This window comes from Kribbella sandramycini (genome assembly GCF_013131805.1).
GTDB classification, from domain to species: domain Bacteria; phylum Actinomycetota; class Actinomycetes; order Propionibacteriales; family Kribbellaceae; genus Kribbella; species Kribbella sandramycini.
The window spans coordinates 173,891-191,253 of record NZ_JABJRC010000002.1 but is presented as its reverse complement, the minus strand read 5'-3'; the positions used below and the strand labels follow the sequence as shown (position 1 = coordinate 191,253).

Below are 17,363 nucleotides of genomic sequence, written 5' to 3'. Positions count from 1 at the left end.
GATCTTATCCACAACCGCCGGGCCGGCGGCCCTTTGTCAGGATTTGGTCGTCGGTTGCTGCTGGGTCGCGCAGTGGATCGTGCCGCCGCCGGTGCACAGACCGTCGGTGCTGATCTGGACGACGAGCTTGTCCGGGAACAGGTCGGCGACGATGTCGAACGCCTCGGCGTCGGTGTCCAGGTCGCCGTACTGGCCGAGGACGATGCAGTCGTTGGCCTCGTAGTAGCCGATGTAGCCGGGCGCGGCCGTCTGGGCGAACTCGTCCGCGCCGCGTTCAGTGAACGGCAGCGCGGTGTTGCGGGCGCGGTAGGTCTTGTAGACCGCGGCCGGGTCCGGCTCGGGCAGTGTCGAGGTGGTCAGCTTCTTGCCGCCGCCGAGGAGCTTCGTCCGCTGCTCGGCGGGCAGCTGGTTGAGCTCGTCGATCGCCGCGAGCAGCACCTTGCGATCGCGTTTGTCCTCGGCCTCGCCGAACTCCGCGGATGCGTAGAGCAGGTGGTCGGGCGCGGTGAAGCGAGCCAGGAAGTCGATGTGCCAGTCCGTCACCTCGAGCCCGGGCCGGCCCGGCATCCAGAGCATCCGCTCGGTTCCGAACAGCCGGCGCAGCTCGACCTCGATCTCCTCCTTCTGCTTACCCGGGTTCCGGTTCGGGTTCAGGATGCAGCTCTCGGTGGCGACGCCCAGGCCGTGGCCGTTGACCTCCAGCCCACCGCCCTCCATCGTCAGCCAAGTCTTCAGCACGGGGACCTCGGAGTCGGCGGCAATCGCGGCGGCGACCGCCCGATCGGCGTCGATCGGCTGGTCGACGACGCCGTTCGCGGCCTTCCGCGGGTCCTTGCGCCAGCCCTCCAGCCCGGTGGCGATCGGCGCCTGCCCCCAGCCGTTGAAGTTCAGGTTCACCGCGTGCAGCGCGCCGGACGCGTCCCGGACGAAGACCGGCGCGGTGTCGCGCACCCAGAGATCGTTGAGCGGCATCCGGACCAGATCGAGCGGATGCGTCCGGATCGCCGGCAGCTCCTTGACCGCGACGTCGCCGAGGTAGATCCGCCCGGAGCCGTCGAGTTCGCGACCGACCTGGTCCTTGGGCGAGCTCGCGGCGATGATCTCGGCCAGGAAGCGCTTGGCCTCGGCCTCGTCGGCTGCGTCGTTCACCAGCAGCGCGACCGGCTCGAACCGGGAGATGGTCGCCGCCAGCCGGACCAGATCCTGCCGCGCGACGATCCGCGCGTTGGTCAGATCCCGCCCGTACGCCGTGTCCGGCTCCTCACCCCAGACGCCGGGCGTCGCGCCGTACGCCATCCAGGTCACCTCGTGCGGCGCGCCCTCGGCCGGCATCAGGTACCCGCCGGCCGCGGCCTTCGGCGGCGCCGCAGGCTCGTCCGGCCCGCAGCCGGTCAGCCCGGCGATCACCATCCCGGCTCCCGCCGTCTTCAGAAATGTCCGCCGACCCATCATCGCGAAATCTCGCTCCCGTTCGTGGTTGTGAATCTACTCGTGGTGCGGGCGGTGGATAAGCTCCGAGCGTGACAGATTCGGACGCCACCGCACCGAAACGGCAATCGCGTGGCGCGGCTCGCGAGCAGCTGATCGTCACGGCCGCCGCGGAGCTGATCACCGAGCGCGGTCTGGCCGGGATCCGGGTCGCGGATGTCGCCGAACGCGCCGGAGTCGGCACCGGGCATGTCTCCTACTACTTCCGCTCCAAGACCGTGCTGCTGATGCGGGCGATCCAGCAGTCCGAGGACGCGTTCATCGACCGGGCCGAGGCCACGCTGGCCCGGATCCGCGACCCGTGGAAACAGCTGGCGAAGTACGTCGAGCTGTCTGCCGCCGATCGGCCGCACGACCCGGGCTGGGTGCTGTGGTTCGAGGTCTGGAGCAGCGCGGCGCTCGACCCCGAGGTCGCCGCGCTGCACGAGGAGCTGGACGCGCGCTCGCGCCGGATCCTGACCGGACTGATCCGCGCGGGTTGCGAGCAGGGCGCCTTCCACACCGAGGATCCGGACGCCGCGGCCGCCGTCCTCGCGGCCGCCGTCGACGGCCTGTCCATCCGGCTCACGCTCGGCACCGCCGGTCTGACCGTCGCCAAGGTCCGGCGGCTCTGCCTGACCACCGCACATGCGTTGCTCGATCATTAGGTCCGCGCGTACGCCGCGATCGCGACGCCGAACTCGTCCAGCAACTCGGGTGTGACGCTCCGGCGCAACTTGCCCAAGGCAACCAGATAGTCATCGGTCACCGGCCCGATCCCGGTCGGCCGATCGAGGTCGCGTTCGAACGACGCCTGCGCCGCGGCCCGGGCGATGTACTCGATCTCGGCCGGCGTCATCCGCTCACTCGACGCGACCAGCTCGTCGACGTCCACCCCGTCGGCGGCGTACCGCTCCCAGATCGCCCGCCGGGCGCCGTGGTCCGGCGTACCGATCGGCAGCACGTAGTCGAACCGGCCGGGGCGCAGGAACGCCGGGTCGAGATCGCCGACCGTGTTGGTCGCGCAGACGAGCAGTCGCGTGTCGTGCTGGCGGAACGCCGGGATCAGCTTGAGCAACTCGTTCGTGACGCCGTGCCGCGCGGTCGCGCCGTCCCGGGTCGCCGCGATCTCCTCCACCTCGTCGATGAAGATCAGCACCCGTTCCAGCTGGGTCACCTCGGCGAACGCATCCCGCAGCGCGGCCGGGTCTCCGGCCAGCTGCGACGGCAGCAGCTCCACGAACGGCCAGCCCAGCCGGGACGCGATCGCCCGTGCGAACGTCGTCTTCCCGGTCCCCGGCGGCCCGAACAGGATGATCGCCCGCGGCGGCTCGACGCCGTGCTGCTGTGCCAGCTCAGGCTCGGCCAACGGCAACAGCACTCGCTTCTCGATCAGGTCCTTCTCCTGATCCATCCCGGCCAGCCGCTCCCAGAGGTCGCGCGGCAGCAGTTGCCCGCCGAGCCGATCGAGGACGACGGCCTGGTCCGCGTCGACCGAGATCGTCTTGTCGTAGTAGGCGACGGCTGGCCGGCGGCTGTAGCCGGCGTTCTCCAGCCCACGCGCCAGCAGCTCCTCCTCGCGCAACACGTACGCGATACTGCGGACCCGCCGCTCGACCAACTGCGTCTCCAGCGCGAGCAGCAACGCGCTCGCGAGCCCCTGCCCGCGCAGGTCGTCCGGGATCGCGATCCGGGTCACCCAGGCCCGATCGCCGGAGACCATCGACAGCGCGACCCCGACCACCCGGCCGTGGCGGATGGCAACGACCGCGGGCTGCCGCGTCCGCAGTACGCCGATGCAGTCGGCCAGCGTGAACACCGAATGCTGACTGTCGGACGTCGTGTCACACAGCCGGACGACGGCCTCCAGGTCGTCGTCGTGGTACTCGCGGATCAACCAGCGCTTCATTACGTCCTTCTCCTCAGAAGTGGTAGAGCTGCTGGAGCGGCGCCCGGTCAACGGGCGGCATCGTCAGCAACTGGTCCTCGAAGCGGGTCTGCCCGTTGTGCGGGTCGACGATCACCGGGCCGGTCCGGCCGTGATGAGCCATATCGGCCAGCCGAACCGTGCGGCAGCCGCGCACCGGCGCCAACCGCCGCCGCGTCGGCACAGCGGAAACACCAGCCGCCGCAGCGGCTTCGTTGACGAACAGCACCGACAACTCCGCCGCGGTCGCGCCGTGGCCACCGAACTGCGCGCCGAACACCAGCGGCTGCGCGCTGTCGATCGAGCCATTCGGATCGCCGGTCACGCCCCAGGCCGGGAAGCCGGCCTTGAGCACCAGCTCGGGTTTCGCGCCGAAGGTTGCCGGCCGCCACAACACGATGTCGGCGAGTTTGCCCGGCTCCAGGCTGCCGACGTGATCGTCGAGCCCGTGCACCCGCGCCGGGTTGATGGTGAGTTTTGCGAGATAACGCAGGACCCGGGCATTGTCATCACTCGTCGGCACCCCGCGCAGCACGGAAGCCAGGCCGAACGTGCTCCGCCAGGTCTCCCCCGCGCGGCCCATCCCCTGCGCGTCGGACGACGTGATCGGAATGACGCCCAGATCGTGCAACAGGTTCTCGGCGCCCATCGTCGCGGCCCGCACCCGATCGTCGGCCAGCGCCCGGTCGCCGGGCAGGTCGTCGCGAAGCCCGTGCACATGCGCGATCATCGAGCGGTGCTCGGCGACGGCGTCCCGGCCGAACGGTAGCGTCGGGTTGGTCGACGAGGCCAGCACATGCGGGATCCCGGCCAGGCTGAGCACATCCGGCGTATGCCCGCCGCCGCAGCCTTCGACGTGGTAGGCGTGGATCGCGCGGCCGTCGAGGACGGCAAGCGTGTCGGCAACCGTGAGCCCTTCGTTCAGCCCGTCGGTGTGGACGGCGACCTGGACGTCGTAGTCCTCGGCAACGATCAGCGCGGTGTCGAGGGTGCGCAGATGCGCGCCGGTGTCCTCGTGCACCTTGAACCCGCAGACGCCGGCTTCGAGGGCCTCGAGCAACGGATCGCGGCGGCTCGACGAGCCGCGACCGAGGATGCCGATGTTCAGCGGGTAGTCGTCGAAAGCGCCGTACCCGGTGCGCAGGATCCAGGCCGAGCCGACGCCGACCCCCCAGAACGGGCCGATCTCCTGCCCGATCACGGTCGTCACGCCGGAGGCCAGCTCGGCCTCGCAGACGCGCGGGGACAGCAGGTGGACGTGGGTGTCGATCCCGCCCGGCGTCGCGATCAGGCCTTCACCGGAGACGACCGCCGTCCCGCTGCCGATCACCAGATCGACGTCGTCCATCGTGTCCGGATTACCGGCCTTGCCGATACCGACGACGTAACCGTCGCGGACGCCGATGTTGGTCGCCCGGATACCCAGCACCGGGTCGAGCAGCAGCACGTTGCTGACCAGCACGTCGCAGGACTCGCTGGTGCGCACCGCCTGCAGGCCGATGCCGTCCCGACCGGTCTTGCCGAAGCCGAGCAGGACTTCGTCGCGATCGATTCCCCGGTCGTCGTGGTCGACCCGGACGACGAGGCCGGTGTCCCCCAGCACAACCCGGTCCCCCAGGCCCGGACCGTAGGCGCCCGCGCGGGCGCGCTGGTCGAGACTCATCGGGCGACCGCCCGCGCCGCGGCCGACTCCGGATCGCCGTTGCCGGCGTGGTCACTGTCCAGGAAACCCCACTCGTGGGCGCGGGCGATCGCGGTCTCGAAGACCCCCGGCTCGTCGAGCGGGCCGTCGACCAGCCCGGCGAACCCAACCACGACCCGGCCACCCCGGATCGGCGCCAGCCGCACGCTCGTCGTCGTACCGGGCTCGAACCGCACGTGCGTGCCGGCCGGGACGTCGAGATGCCGCCCGTACGCCGTCGCCCGGGAGAACCACAGCCGGGCATTGGCCTCGAAGAAGTGGAAGTGGCTGGTCACCGAGATCACCACGGATGCCGTGTTGACCACCTCGACCGTCACCAGATCGGCCACCGGCTCGACCGGCGGCTGATCCGCGACCAGGACAGCGCCCGGCATGTCGTCCCGCTCGGCCACCGGCCCGAACGGATCGCGGACGACGACCAGCCGCGACCCGTCCGCGAACACCGACTCCACGGCGACACTGCGCACGACGTACGGCACCTCCGGCAGCACCTCGGCCGCGGTCAGCACGGACTGCCCGGTGCGGACGGCGTCCGCGTGCCGGCCGCCGCGCCGGGCCACCTCACACACCTCGTCGGCGATCAGCGCGGTCGCCTCGGGCACGTTCAGCAGCACCCCGGCGGCGCGCCGCCGACGGGCCAGCTCGGCCGCCGAGAACAGCAGCAGCCGGTCACGTTCGGTGGGTGTCAGTTGCATTCCGGAGTCCCGTCCGAGCTCTTGACTGAAAATTTGGTCAACGCCAAACTAACTCACCATGACCTCGTCCACAACGTCCGGCTCCGAGCCGGGAATGGCCGCCGGCTACCCCGCCGAGCTGGCGCCGCACGGCCTGGCCGCCGCGCCCGCTAAAGCAGTCCCGCACGTCGACGCCCGCCTGGAGCGGTTCCGGATGCCGGCCGAATGGGACCGCCACGAACGCACCCTGCTGACCTGGCCGACACGGCGCGAGCTCTGGGCCGGCGTCTTCGACGACGCGAAACGCGAGTACGCCGCCGTCGCCCGCGCGATCGCGGATTTCGAGCCGGTCACCGTCGTCGCGCTCCCAGGCGCGAAACAGGAGGTGATCGACCACTGCGGCGCCGCGAACATCGACGTCCTCGAAGCACCGGTCGACGACTCCTGGATCCGCGACAACGGCCCGCTCGTCGTCCGCGACGCCGAGGGCAACCGGCTCGGCGTCGACTTCGCCTTCAACTCGTGGGGCCGCAAGTTCCTGCCCTACGACCGCGACGCCGGCCTGTCCGCGATCGTCCTCGACCACCTCGGCATCGAACGCGTCCCGATCGACCTGGTCCTCGAGGGCGGCAGCATCACGGTCGACGGGCAGGGCACGCTGATCTCGACCGCGCAGTGTCTGTTGCACAGCAACCGGAACGCCAACCTCTCCCAGGCCGTGATCGAGGACGTCGTCCGTCGCGCGCTCGGCGTGCAGACCGTGCTGATGCTGCCGTTCGGCCATCTCGACGACCGGCACACCGACGGGCACGTCGACGGCGTCTGCACCTACGTCGCGCCCGGCCGGGTGGTCGCGCAGACCTGCAGTGACACGGGGAATGTCAACCACGAGGCGATGGCCCGCAATCTGCGCTACCTGCGTGACAACCCCGACCAGGAAGGCCGGACCGTCGACGTCCGCGGACTCGATCTGTTCTCGACGTTCGCGGTGGAAGGCCTCACCGAGTACGTCGCCTACCCGAACTTCTACGTCGCGAACGGCGTCGTCGTGGTCCCGGTCAGCGGTAACAAGGCGGACGACGAACGGGCACTCGATGTCATCGGCAACCAGTTCCCCGACCGCCAGGTGGTCGGAGTGATGGGCCAGGTGATCGCCTTCGGGGGCGGCGGTCCGCACTGCATCACGATGCAGATCCCCGCCGCGATCGGAGGCTCCGTATGACGATGCTGACCGATCGGCCGCCGACGGCCGGTCGTACGAGCGCGGAAGTCGAGCTCTCCGGGCTGATCAAGCGGTACGGCGGCACGGTCGCGGTCGACCAGTTGTCGCTGACGGTCCCGGCCGGCGAGTTCGTCGCGCTGCTCGGCCCGTCCGGGTGCGGGAAGTCCACGACGCTGCGGATGCTGGCCGGTCTGGAGCAGCCCGACAGCGGTCAGGTGCGGCTGTCCGGGGTCGACGTGACCGGCGTACCGGCCCATCGGCGCGACATTCACACGGTGTTCCAGTCGTATGCGTTGTTCCCGCATCTGAGCGTCGCGGACAACGTGGCCTTTCCGTTGCGCCAGCGCGGGGTGCCGCGGGCGGAGATCCGCAGCCGGGTCGCGGAGGCGCTCGCGCTCGTCCAGCTGCCCGCGATCGGCGACCAGGCCGTGACCAGCCTCTCGGGCGGACAGCAGCAGCGGGTCGCGCTGGCCCGGGCGGTGGTCGATCGGCCGGGGGTACTGCTGCTCGACGAGCCGCTGTCCGCGCTCGACCGGAGCCTGCGGCAAGCCATGCAGGTCGAGCTGCGGCTGCTGCAGCAGAACCTCGGCGTCACGACCGTCCTGGTCACCCACGATCAGGAAGAGGCGCTCAGCCTGGCCGATCGGATCGTGATCATGTCCGACGGTCGCGCCGAGCAGATCGGGACGGCCGAGGAGGTCTACGACTTCCCGGACAGCCTGTTCGTCGCCCGGTTCGTCGGCGAGCAGAACGAGCTCACCGGGACGGTCGACGAGCGCGGCCGCTTCGGGCATCCGGAGGTGACGATCGTCGGCGACCGGCCGGAGGCGGGCCCGTCGATCGCGCTGATCCGGCCCGAACACGTCCGGGTCGGCCCGATCAGCGGGCCGGCCGATGTCAACGCGATCGACGGGATCGTCCGCGGTGTGAGTATCGCCGGGATCTCCAGCGTCGTCCTCGTTCACTGCCGCGACCTCACACTGCTGGCCCGGGTGCCGCGCGACGGGCGGCCGTTGCCGCATGTCGGCGACCAGGTCCGCTGCTCGTGGGACACGGCGCACGTCCGGATCTTCCGAGGAGAGTCATGAATCTCAGACATCTCGCAGCCCTGCTCGCGGCCGCGCTCGCGATCAGCGGTTGCAGCAGCGGCGGCGGTGACGCCGATCAGCCGGCCGTGGTGGAACGGGGATCGACGCTCACGATCTATTCGTGGGCCGACTACATCGCGCCGGAGAACCTGAAGACGTTCGAACAGCAGACCGGAGTCCGGGTGCAGGTTGACGCGTACGCGTCGGCCGAGGAGGCGGTCGCGAAACTGCGGCTCACCCAAGGCACGAGCGGTTACGACCTGGTCGTGATGGACGGCTCCTATGTGCCGCAACTCGCGCAGAACAAGGCGTTGCTGCCCTGGGACAAGAGCCGGCTGCCCGGCATCGCCGGGCTGTCGCCGACCTTCACCGGCAAGTCGTGGGATCCGGACAACACGTACGCGATCCCGAAGACGGGCGGCTCGACCGGGTTCGTCTGGGACAGCGCGGTGGTCAAGACGCCCCCGGCCGACTGGAACGGGTTCTACGACCGCTTCGCCGACCCCGCAGTCAAGGGGCGGACGTCGGTGATCGACGGCGCGCCGTCGTTCGTCGGCTCGTACTTCTGGGGGAACGGCATCTCCGACCAGTCGACGAACACCGCGGACTACACCGCCGCCCAGCAGTACTACGAGGCGAAGGTGCTGGGACATCTGAAGGAGTTCAACTCCTACCCGCGAGCGAACCTCGCCGCCGGCGACCTCGTGCTGGCGCAGGCCTTCACCGGTGACGCGCGCGGAGCGTTGCTGGACGGGCCGAAGACGCTCCGGTTCGCGCTCGGCGCGCCGAAGACCGACCTGTACGTCGATCACTGGGTGCTGCCGAAGGGATCGAAGAACACCGCGGCCGCCCATGCGTTCGTCGAGTTCCTGCTCCAGCCGGAGAACGCGGCGAAGGAGACCGAGTCGCACGGGTACTACACCGGGGTCGAAGCGTCCCGGAAGTTCCTGCCGAAGGATCTGCCGTTCCAGGAGCTCGTCTTCTTCGACGCCGGCGTACCGGCCGATCGGTTCGTCCCGGCCGAGGTGACACCGGCGCGCAAGCTCGCGGTGTCGACGTTCCAGCGGTTGAAGGCGGTGGGATCACGGTGAGGGTCCGCGGGCTGGTCCCCTCGCTGCCGGCGTTCACGTGGCTGTGCCTGTTCTTCCTGCTGCCCGGGGCGCTGGTCGCGGTGTTCAGCCTCGGCGAGTCGACGCTGTTCGGCACGGTCGACCTGGGCGCGCCGTCCCTGGACCGCTACGGCGAGGCGACCAGCGACACGTTCCGGATCGTCTTCGAGAACACCCTGCAACTCTCGGTCGTCGGGACGGCGTTGTGTGTCGCGCTCGCCGTGCCGATGGCGTACCTGATCGCCACCCGGTTGACCGGCGCCTGGAAGTACGCCGCGATCGCGGCCGTCGTCATCCCCTACTGGATGCCGTTCCTGCTCCGGACCTACTCGTGGCGGATCCTGCTCGGCGATCACGGGCCGCTCGGGGTGCCCGGCATCCTCGACACACTCGCCGGGGCTCAGCTCGGCGTCGTCTACAACTACCTGCCGCTGGCGGTGCTGCCGATCGCGGTCGCACTCGATCGGCTCGACCCGGCGCTGCGGCGGGCCGGGCGGGACCTGGGCGCGAGCCCGTGGCGAGTGTTCTGGCAGGTGACGCTGCCGGCCGCACGGCCTGGGGTCATCAGCGCCGCGCTGCTCGTGTTCATCCCCTTGATGGGTGACTACGTGACACCGTCGGTGCTGGGCGGCGTGAAGGCCGCGGTTGCCGGCTCGCTGGTCAGCAGCTCATTCCTGGAGAGCCAGGACTGGGCGCTCGGCGCAGCGACCGCCGTACTGCTCATTCTGTTGGTCCTGGTCGTGCTGGGGAGCGCGGCGATCTTGTTGCGGCTGGCCGGGCTCGTGGTCCGGGCAGTGCGGCCGCTGGATCTGACGGCGCGCTTGTGGTCACCCGAGCGGACGTTCGACGTCTGGGGACCGATGCTACGGGCGTTCGGCGTACTGCTCGGTTTGTTCCTGTGGCTGCCGATCCTGACGATCATCGGGTACTCGTTCAACGGCGGGCGGACGCTCCAGGTCTGGTCCGGGTTCAGCACCCGCTGGTACGCCGGGATCGGCGCCAACCCGACCCTCGTCGACGCGATCGGGATCTCGCTGCGGGTCGCGGTGTTGTCGACGATCGTGGCGGTGATCATCGGGACGCTGGCGGGCACGGCGCTCGCCCGGGCCGCGCGGCCGGTTCGGCGGACGTTGCTCGCGCTGTTGCTCGTCGTCTTCATCACGCCGGAGATCGTCTCCGCGATCGGGCTGCTGCTGTTCTACGTCGCGGCCGGGCCGACGTTGTCGAACGGCGTCCTGAGGTTGGTCATCGCGCACTCGGTGCTCGCAGTCGCGATCGTCGCGTTCGTCGTCCAGGCACGCTTGGCCGGGCTCGACCCACGACTGTCGGACGCGGCGGCCGATCTGGGCGCGCGGCCGTGGGCGGCGTTTCGGCAGGTCACTGTCCCGTTGGCGGCGCCCGCTGTGCTGGCCGCGGCCATCCTGGCGTCCACTGCTTCGCTCGACGACGTCGTCGCGTCCAGCATGGTGGGGAACGTCGGGACGACGACGCTACCGGTGTACGTGTACTCGACGATGCGGAACGGGTTGCGCGGTGATGCGGCAGCGGCCTCGGTCGTGGTGATGCTGCTGATCGCGGTCGCCGTGCTGGCGATCGGATGGGTGTTGCGGCGGCGCGGGCAGGGCCGGTCGTTCGCCGAAGGGCTGGTGGGCCGATGAGTCCGCCTAGAATCGGGCAGATGACCGACCGTCGTACGCAGCTTCTGCAGGCCACCATCGCCGTCATCGCCCGACGCGGCGTCCGCGGGATGCGGGTCCAGGAGGTCGCTGCCGATGCCGGCGTCTCGGTCACACTGCTCTACCACTACTTCGGCAGCCGCGAAGGTTTGCTGGAGGCAGCGCTCGAGGCGGTCAGCGACCAGGCCGGCCGGTACGGCGAACGCGCGGCCGCGGGTGCGACGTCCGCGCGGGCCGAACTGGTGGCGCGCTTGGTCGGTGAGCTCAGCGGGACGGACGAAGTCCAGGTGAACTCCGCGGCCTGGGGTGAGCTGCGCTGGGCGTCGGTCTTCGACGAGCGGCTGCGGCCCGCTGTCCACAAGCTGACGGCGGAGTGGGTCGACGAGATCGCAGAGCTGGTCCAGCGCGTGCACACCGAGGAGGGCACGGACGGCGGCGAGCACGCGAGCGCGATCGCCGAGCGGCTGGTGGCGCTGGTCGAGGGTCTGTCGGGCCGCTGGCTGACCGGCGCGGTCGAGCCGGATCACCTCCGGGAGCTACTGGCCGGAGCGATCGCGATCGAGCTGCCGGCGCGCTGAATCCCAGCTGCCGAACGGTTCCGGGGACGCTTCGGCCTGCCCGAAATTTGGTTGCCGACAGCATCTTCCTGAGCTCTTGACAGCCCTGGCGGCCGGGAGGACAGTGGCGGAAATTCTTGGATGCCATCCAAGAATTGCGGTGCTCCGACCGCCGACCGAGAGGAACCGAATCATGACCGACTCCAGCACCGAACACTCCGGGTGGTCGCGCCGCCAGTTCGTCGTCCGGACCGGGCTCGCGGCCACCGGGCTCGCCGTCGCCGGCGGCGGGCTGCGCGCCGTCACGACCCGGGGCGCGGCGATGGCCGCGCCGCCGTTCGCCGTCCCGGGTGAAGAGGCCGCGGTGAAACGCACCTGGATGGCGTGGCCCTCCAGTACGTCGATCTGGGGCAACCTGCTCAGCGGCGTCCAGGGCGACGTCGCGAAGATCGCGAACGAGATCGTCAAGTACAACCCGGTGGTGCTCTGCGCCGACGGGACGTCGAACGCGGCGACCGCCCGCGGGCGGGTCAGCTCCGCGGTCACGGTGATCGGGTCGATTCCGGTCAACGACTGCTGGATGCGCGACACCGGGCCGCTGTTCCGGCTGAACCCGGCCGGGCAGCTGGATGCGTTCGGGCTGAACTTCAACGGGTGGGGCAACGAGCAGACACATGCCAAGGACAACCTGGTGGCGCAGCACATCGCGGCGTACAACGGCGTCCCGTTCAACCGGTCGACTGTGGTCGGCGAAGGCGGCGGCGTCCTCTGCGACGGCGACGGGACGCTGATCGCGAACCGGAGCTCCTGGCTGGACTCCGCGCGGAACCCCGGGAAGTCGCTCGCGCAGATCGAGGCCGAGCTGCTTGCGCAGTACGGCGCGACCAAGATGATCTGGTGCCAGGGCGTCGCGAACCAGGACATCACCGACGACCACATCGACAGCAAGGTGCTGTTCGTCCGGCCCGGCGTGGTGATCGTGCAGCTCTCGAACCCGGCGCGGCCGTCGAGCGTCTGGTCCCGGGACGCGATCGCGACCCGCGATCTGTTGCTGGCGGCCACCGACGCCAAGGGCCGGCGGCTCCAGGTGATCACGATCTACGGGCCGGCCACGCTGCCGCGGATCCCGAGCTCGCAGTGGCCGGCGTTCTTCGACGGCTACCTCAACTGCGCGATGACCAACTCGGCGATCATCACCGCCCAGTTCGGCGACGCGCAGGCGGACTCCGCGGCCAAGGCCGCGCTGGAGAGCGCGTTCGGGCGGCCCGTCGTCCAGCTCAACCTGGACCGGCTGATGGGTGACGGCGGTGGCGGCGCGCACTGCGTGACGATGAACGAGCCGGTGTCGATGGGCGGACCGACGCCCACCCCGACGCCGACGCCGACCGGGCCGAGGGTGGTCGCGGATCGGACCACCGTGCGCCGCGGCGGGCAGATCACCGCGACCGTGACGAACGGGCCGGGGAACACCCGCGACTGGGTCGGCCTCTACCGGGCGAGCGCGACGAACTCGGCCGGCGGTGTCGACGAGAAGTACCTGAACGGCCGGAACAGCCCGCCGTCGAGCGGGCTGACCAGCGCGTCGATCACCTTCACGGCGCCGAACACGACCGGTACCTACAACTTCCGCTTCTTCGCGAACGACGGCTACCCGCTGCTCGCGACGTCTGCCACCTTCAGCGTGACCTGAGCAAACAGCCGCAAGCGACCTTCACCATGCCCGCGCGGTGAAGGTCGCTTGCGAACGGCCTACTTCAGGCCGCGGAAGAACACCCGGATGTCGGAGACGAGCAGGTCGGGCGCGTCGAGGGCGGACCAGTGGCCGCCGCGCTCGTACTCGTTCCAGGAGACGATGTTCTTGTGGTCGCGGTCGGCGAAGCGGCGCAACGGCGTGAAGTCGTTGGCGAAGCTGGCCAGGCCGGTCGGGGCGGTGGTGGGCTCGGTCGGGTGCTCGGCGTGGTGGTCCTCGTAGTAGAAGCGGGCCGCCGAGGCGCCGGTGTTGGTGAGCCAGTAGATGGTCGCGTTGGTCAGCACGTGCTCGTCGTCGAGCGCGTTCAGCAGCTGCGCGCTCCAGGCCAGCTGCCCGGCGGGCGAGTCGGCCAGCGCGTGCGCGAGGTTCTGCGGCGCCGTCTCCTGCAGTTTCGCATACGCCGACATCTCCTCGTTGAACTTCTGCAGGAAGCCGAGGTACTCGATGTCCTTCTGGCTCAGCCCCTCGAACTCGGCCGGGTCGCCGGACGGGAACGAGAACAGCTGGGTGACGTGCACGCCGATCACCTGATCCGGCGCGATCCGGCCCAGCTCCGGCGACACGAACGAGCCGACGTCGTTGCCGTGGGCGCCGTACTTCTCGTAGCCGAGCCGGCGCATCAGCTCGGCCCACGCGGCCGCCGTCCGGTGCCGGTTCCAGCCCTTCTCGAACGTCGGGCCGGAGAAGCCGAAACCGGGCAGCGACGGCAGGACGACGTGGAACGCGTCGGCCGGGTCGCCGCCGTGCGACCGCGGGTCGGTCAGCGGGCCGAGCAGGTCCAGGTACTCGACGATCGAGTTCGGCCAGCCGTGGGTCAGGATCAGCGGGGTCGCGTCCGGCTCGGGTGAGCGGACGTGCAGGAAGTGGATGTTCTGCCCGTCGATCTCGGTGGTGAAGTGCGGGTACTCGTTCAGCCGCGCCTCCCACTTGCGCCAGTCGTACCCGTCGCGCCAGTGCTCGACGAGCCGCTGCACGTACTCGACCGGTACGCCGTACTCCCAGCCCGGCGTGACCGGACCGCGCTGGACGCCGTCGGTGACCTGGTCGCGCGGCAGCTCGTTGGCCCAGCGGACCCGGCGCAGCCGGTCGTTCAGATCATCGAGCTGTGACTGGGGAACTTCGATCCGCAACGGCCGGACGGCCTCGTCGGCGGTCTCGCGCGGGTGGCTGTTCGGAGTGCTCACTCTGTTCTCCTCAGGGTGTCAATTCCGGCCTCGGTCTCGCCCCCGGCCGGTCTAGGATCACAGCGTGCTGGCAGACCGGCTCGGGCGAATCCGCAGAACCCGGTATATCCATGTCCGGTGACGATGTGTCCGCTACCGGCCGACAGCCCGTGGTCAGCGCCCTGTACGTCGGGCGACAGGCCGAACTCGGCGCGTTACGGGCGGCCGCGCAGCAGGTCCGGGAGGGCGGCTCGGCGCGCGTCCTGATCACCGGCGAGGCCGGGATCGGCAAGTCCCGGCTGGTCGCCGAGTTCACCGCGCTGCTCAAGGACGACTGGCTGACCATCACCGGCGCCTGCCCCGAGCTGGGCGCCGAACACCTCCCGTACGTCGCGTTCCTCCCGATCGTCCAGCAGCTCGTCGACGCCGAAGGCGGCTCCCAGCCCGGCTCCGCGCTCAACGCCCTGCTGCCGCACTCCTCGTCGTCGGCGGCCGCGAGCAGCCGGCTGTCGCTCCTCCAGGAGCTGATCGCGCTGGTCGAGCGCGCCGCGGCCCGGCGTCCGCTGCTGCTGGTCGTCGAAGATCTGCACTGGGCCGACGGCGCCAGCCGCGAGCTCTTCGGCTACCTCGCCCGCAATCTCCGCGACCGGCAGGTCCTGCTGGTCGGCACCGTCCGCACCGGTGAGGTCCCGGCCGGCCATCCGGTCCGCCAGCTCGTCGCCGAGCTCGGCCGCCGCCCTGACATCACCACCCTTCAGCTCGGCCCGCTCGAGCAGCAGTACGTCAGCGAGCTGCTGACCGCGCTCGTCGGCCGGTACGACCCGGCCCGCGCGGCCGCCGTCCACCAACGCTCCGGCGGCAACCCGCTGTTCATAGAAGCGCTCGCCAACAGCGATCCGGGCAACCCCAGCGCTAATGCGCTCCGCAGTCTCCTCCAGGAGCGCGTCGCTCGGCTGTCGGAGGCTGCCCGGCCGGTCCTCGCGGTGGCGTCCGTCGCCGGGTCGGCGGTGGCGCACGAGCTGCTCGCCCTGCTCGCGAACCGTTCCGATGACGAGCTCGACCAGGCGCTGCGCGAGCTGGTCGAGCGCGACCAGCTCCTCGCCACCACCCACGGCTACCAGTTTCGGCACGCGCTGATCCGCGAGGCCGTCTACACCGGTCTGCTCCCCGGCGAACGCCGTCGCCTGCATGCGCGCGCCGCCACCGCGCTCGCCGAACATCCGGACCTGGCCACGCAGACCCTGCCCGCGGCCGAGCTGGCCGAGCACTGGTTCCTCGCCGGCCGCACCGAGGAGGCTTACCGCGCCACCCTGGTCGCTGCTGACGAGGCCAAGGTGAGTTTCGCGTACACCGAGGAGCTCCGGCATCTCGAACGCGCCATCGCGCTGTGTCCCGGCGACCACCCGGACCGGCTGATGCTGCTCGAACGCGCCATCGCCGCGGCCGGCCCAGCCGGTCAGGCCGCGCAAGGCCTGCAGCACTGCACGGCCGCGCTCGAGCTGGTCGACCGCGACCAGGAGCCGGAGCGCGCGGCCCAGATCCTGCTCGACCGGGCCCAGTTCCGCGGCCGCCTCGATCTGACCGGCCGCGTCGATCTGGACGAGGCCGAGCGGCTGCTGCCGTCCGACCGGCCGACGTTCGCGCTCGGCGTGCTGCACTACCACCTCACGGTCGACGAAACGGTCGCCCGGCGCCCGCAGTCCGGCCGGGTGCATGCCGAGCGCGTCCTCGAGATCGCCGAGGCGCTGGACGACGATCGGCTCCGATGCCGGGCGTACGCCGTCCTCGGGCATGTCGCGATCTTCCTCGAACCGCTCGCCGTCACCCAGGCCCTGCAGGCGAAGGCCCGGGAGCTCGCCGTCCGCACCGGTGATGACTACATGCTGGTGGCCAACGGCCTGTGGGAGTGCGCGGCGCTGACGCTGAACGCGCAGTACGACCAGATCGTGGTCAAGGCGCCCCAGGCGTTACGCGAGGCCGAGCTGCTCGGCATGCAGCGATGGCGCGGCCCGCTGCTGGCGGTCAATCTCTGCGAGGGCTACCTCAGCCTCGGCCGCTGGGACGAAGCCGTCGAGACCATCGAGCAGACCCTCGCCGCGGAGCCCGAGGAGCTCTACGTCAGCGTCCTGCAGGCGATGCTGTCCTGGATCAACGTCTTCCGCGGCAATTTCGAGCGGGCCGAGAGCTTGGTGCAGTCCCCCGAAGCGCTGAGCTCCGGCACCCGGACGCTGCGCGGCTACATGCTCGGGCACACCGCGATGATCTGGGCCGATCTCGCCGTCGCCCGGCACGAGCCGGAGCTGGCCGGCCGCGCGGTGGAGCTCTTCCTGCGCAACAGCCGCGACACAGCGGCCCAGGTGCAGCCTGACCAGGACGGGCTGCTGGCGATCACGCTGCTGCAGCGGGCCCGCCTCGCGGCCGCGCCGCGAAACCGGGAGATCGCCGCGGACGTCGCCAAGATCCGTGCCGACATCACGGGGCTCCTGCACCGCCTGGCCGCCCGGTCCCCGCTCGACCGGGCGTACCGGCTGAGCATCGAGGCCGGGCTCGGCTCCGGCCGGATGACGGACTGGGACGAGTGCGTCGCCGCGTGGCGAGAGGTCAAGCACCTGCCCGCGCTCGTGTTGTGCCTGATTCACAGCGCCGAAGCAGCGCTTGCAGCCAGCAACCGGGCCGGCGCCCGGAAGCGGCTCGAAGAGGCGCGCGAGCTGGCGCTGAAGGTTCGCGCGACCGTCTGGCTGGACCGGATCGAGGCCCTCGGCCAGCGTGCGCGGCTCGAGGCCCCGGCGGCTGTGGCGACTGCGGACGCCAGCGGGCTGACGCCGCGTGAGTACGACGTCCTCCGGCTGGTGGCGCGTGGCCTGCCGAACCGGCAGATTGCCGCCGAGCTGTACATCTCGCCCGCGACCGTCGGCGTCCACGTCGGTCGCATCCTGACCAAGCTCGGCGCGGCCAGCCGGACCGAGGCGACGGCGACCGCCCACGCGCAGGGCCTGCTCACCCCCGGTCCGGGCGACCGGGGGTGAGC

At 70.6% G+C, this 17,363-nt stretch carries 13 protein-coding genes; 8 read left to right on the top strand and 5 right to left on the bottom strand.

Features of this window, described 5'->3' with window-relative positions:
• Window positions 1-36 precede the first annotated feature (36 nt).
• Window positions 37-1,452 (bottom strand): agmatine deiminase family protein, encoded by a 1,416-nt coding sequence (locus HPO96_RS08595; RefSeq protein ID WP_171672728.1) that lies wholly within the window; start codon window positions 1,450-1,452, stop codon window positions 37-39.
• A 68-nt stretch (window positions 1,453-1,520) separates the two neighbouring features.
• On the opposite strand from HPO96_RS08595, the gene HPO96_RS08590 reads away from it, so the two are divergent.
• The gene (locus HPO96_RS08590; protein ID WP_171672727.1) at window positions 1,521-2,135 is read left to right on the top strand and encodes a TetR family transcriptional regulator C-terminal domain-containing protein; all 615 of its coding nucleotides are present in this window, start codon (window positions 1,521-1,523) and stop codon (window positions 2,133-2,135) included.
• Here HPO96_RS08590 and HPO96_RS08585 read toward each other — a convergent pair.
• Genes HPO96_RS08585 through ureA form a run of 3 tightly spaced genes read right to left on the bottom strand, consistent with a single transcriptional unit; the run spans window position 2,132 to window position 5,791 of the window.
• Entirely contained in the window at window positions 2,132-3,376 is a 1,245-nt protein-coding gene (locus HPO96_RS08585) for an ATP-binding protein (RefSeq protein ID WP_171672725.1), read from the bottom strand. The genes HPO96_RS08590 and HPO96_RS08585 overlap by 4 nt on opposite strands.
• Window positions 3,377-3,389: 13 nt before the next feature.
• Window positions 3,390-5,057 carry an urease subunit alpha gene (locus HPO96_RS08580; protein ID WP_171672723.1) on the bottom strand — a complete coding sequence of 556 codons (1,668 nt, stop codon included), beginning with the start codon at window positions 5,055-5,057 and terminating at the stop codon, window positions 3,390-3,392.
• Window positions 5,054-5,791 (bottom strand): urease subunit gamma, encoded by a 738-nt coding sequence (ureA, locus tag HPO96_RS08575; RefSeq protein WP_171672716.1) that lies wholly within the window; start codon window positions 5,789-5,791, stop codon window positions 5,054-5,056. The genes HPO96_RS08580 and ureA overlap by 4 nt, the downstream gene beginning before the upstream one ends.
• A 58-nt stretch (window positions 5,792-5,849) precedes the next feature.
• Between ureA and HPO96_RS08570 the strand changes: the two genes are divergently transcribed.
• From HPO96_RS08570 to HPO96_RS08545, 6 genes are all read left to right on the top strand, one after another.
• Complete coding sequence (locus tag HPO96_RS08570; RefSeq protein ID WP_238354944.1) at window positions 5,850-6,992, top strand: agmatine deiminase family protein; 1,143 nt, start codon at window positions 5,850-5,852, stop codon at window positions 6,990-6,992.
• On the top strand, window positions 6,989-8,080 hold the full coding sequence (locus HPO96_RS08565; RefSeq protein ID WP_171672714.1) for an ABC transporter ATP-binding protein: 1,092 nt from the start codon (window positions 6,989-6,991) through the stop codon (window positions 8,078-8,080). The genes HPO96_RS08570 and HPO96_RS08565 overlap by 4 nt, the downstream gene beginning before the upstream one ends.
• On the top strand, window positions 8,077-9,171 hold the full coding sequence (locus tag HPO96_RS08560; protein WP_171672712.1) for a polyamine ABC transporter substrate-binding protein: 1,095 nt from the start codon (window positions 8,077-8,079) through the stop codon (window positions 9,169-9,171). Before HPO96_RS08565 ends, HPO96_RS08560 begins: the two co-directional genes overlap by 4 nt.
• The gene (locus HPO96_RS08555) at window positions 9,168-10,847 is read left to right on the top strand and encodes an ABC transporter permease subunit (protein WP_171672710.1); all 1,680 of its coding nucleotides are present in this window, start codon (window positions 9,168-9,170) and stop codon (window positions 10,845-10,847) included. The genes HPO96_RS08560 and HPO96_RS08555 overlap by 4 nt, the downstream gene beginning before the upstream one ends.
• Window positions 10,848-10,867: 20 nt before the next feature.
• A complete protein-coding gene (locus HPO96_RS08550) occupies window positions 10,868-11,443 on the top strand; it encodes a TetR/AcrR family transcriptional regulator (RefSeq protein ID WP_171672708.1) in 576 nt (191 codons plus the stop codon).
• A gap of 172 nt (window positions 11,444-11,615) precedes the next feature.
• Entirely contained in the window at window positions 11,616-13,112 is a 1,497-nt protein-coding gene (locus tag HPO96_RS08545; RefSeq protein ID WP_171672707.1) for an agmatine deiminase family protein, read from the top strand.
• A gap of 59 nt (window positions 13,113-13,171) precedes the next feature.
• Here the strand turns inward: HPO96_RS08545 and HPO96_RS08540 are convergent, their stop codons facing one another.
• The gene (locus tag HPO96_RS08540; protein ID WP_171672705.1) at window positions 13,172-14,356 is read right to left on the bottom strand and encodes an alpha/beta fold hydrolase; all 1,185 of its coding nucleotides are present in this window, start codon (window positions 14,354-14,356) and stop codon (window positions 13,172-13,174) included.
• Window positions 14,357-14,466: 110 nt separating this feature from the next.
• Between HPO96_RS08540 and HPO96_RS08535 the strand changes: the two genes are divergently transcribed.
• Window positions 14,467-17,361: a helix-turn-helix transcriptional regulator gene (locus tag HPO96_RS08535; RefSeq protein WP_171672704.1), complete on the top strand. Its 2,895-nt coding sequence runs from the start codon at window positions 14,467-14,469 to the stop codon at window positions 17,359-17,361.
• Window positions 17,362-17,363 lie beyond the last annotated feature (2 nt).

Bases quoted from the DNA above. Each gene is read 5' to 3' on its own strand.
- HPO96_RS08550 (WP_171672708.1), top strand. From the start codon at position 10,868: ATGACCGACCGTCGTACGCAGCTTCTGCAGGCCACCATCGCCGTCATC.
- HPO96_RS08535 (WP_171672704.1), top strand. From the start codon at position 14,467: ATGTCCGGTGACGATGTGTCCGCTACCGGCCGACAGCCCGTGGTCAGC.
- ureA (WP_171672716.1), bottom strand. From the start codon at position 5,791: ATGCAACTGACACCCACCGAACGTGACCGGCTGCTGCTGTTCTCGGCG.
- HPO96_RS08570 (WP_238354944.1), top strand. From the start codon at position 5,850: ATGACCTCGTCCACAACGTCCGGCTCCGAGCCGGGAATGGCCGCCGGC.
- HPO96_RS08595 (WP_171672728.1), bottom strand. From the start codon at position 1,452: ATGATGGGTCGGCGGACATTTCTGAAGACGGCGGGAGCCGGGATGGTG.
- HPO96_RS08585 (WP_171672725.1), bottom strand. From the start codon at position 3,376: ATGAAGCGCTGGTTGATCCGCGAGTACCACGACGACGACCTGGAGGCC.
- HPO96_RS08545 (WP_171672707.1), top strand. From the start codon at position 11,616: ATGACCGACTCCAGCACCGAACACTCCGGGTGGTCGCGCCGCCAGTTC.
- HPO96_RS08565 (WP_171672714.1), top strand. From the start codon at position 6,989: ATGACGATGCTGACCGATCGGCCGCCGACGGCCGGTCGTACGAGCGCG.
- HPO96_RS08580 (WP_171672723.1), bottom strand. From the start codon at position 5,057: ATGAGTCTCGACCAGCGCGCCCGCGCGGGCGCCTACGGTCCGGGCCTG.
- HPO96_RS08560 (WP_171672712.1), top strand. From the start codon at position 8,077: ATGAATCTCAGACATCTCGCAGCCCTGCTCGCGGCCGCGCTCGCGATC.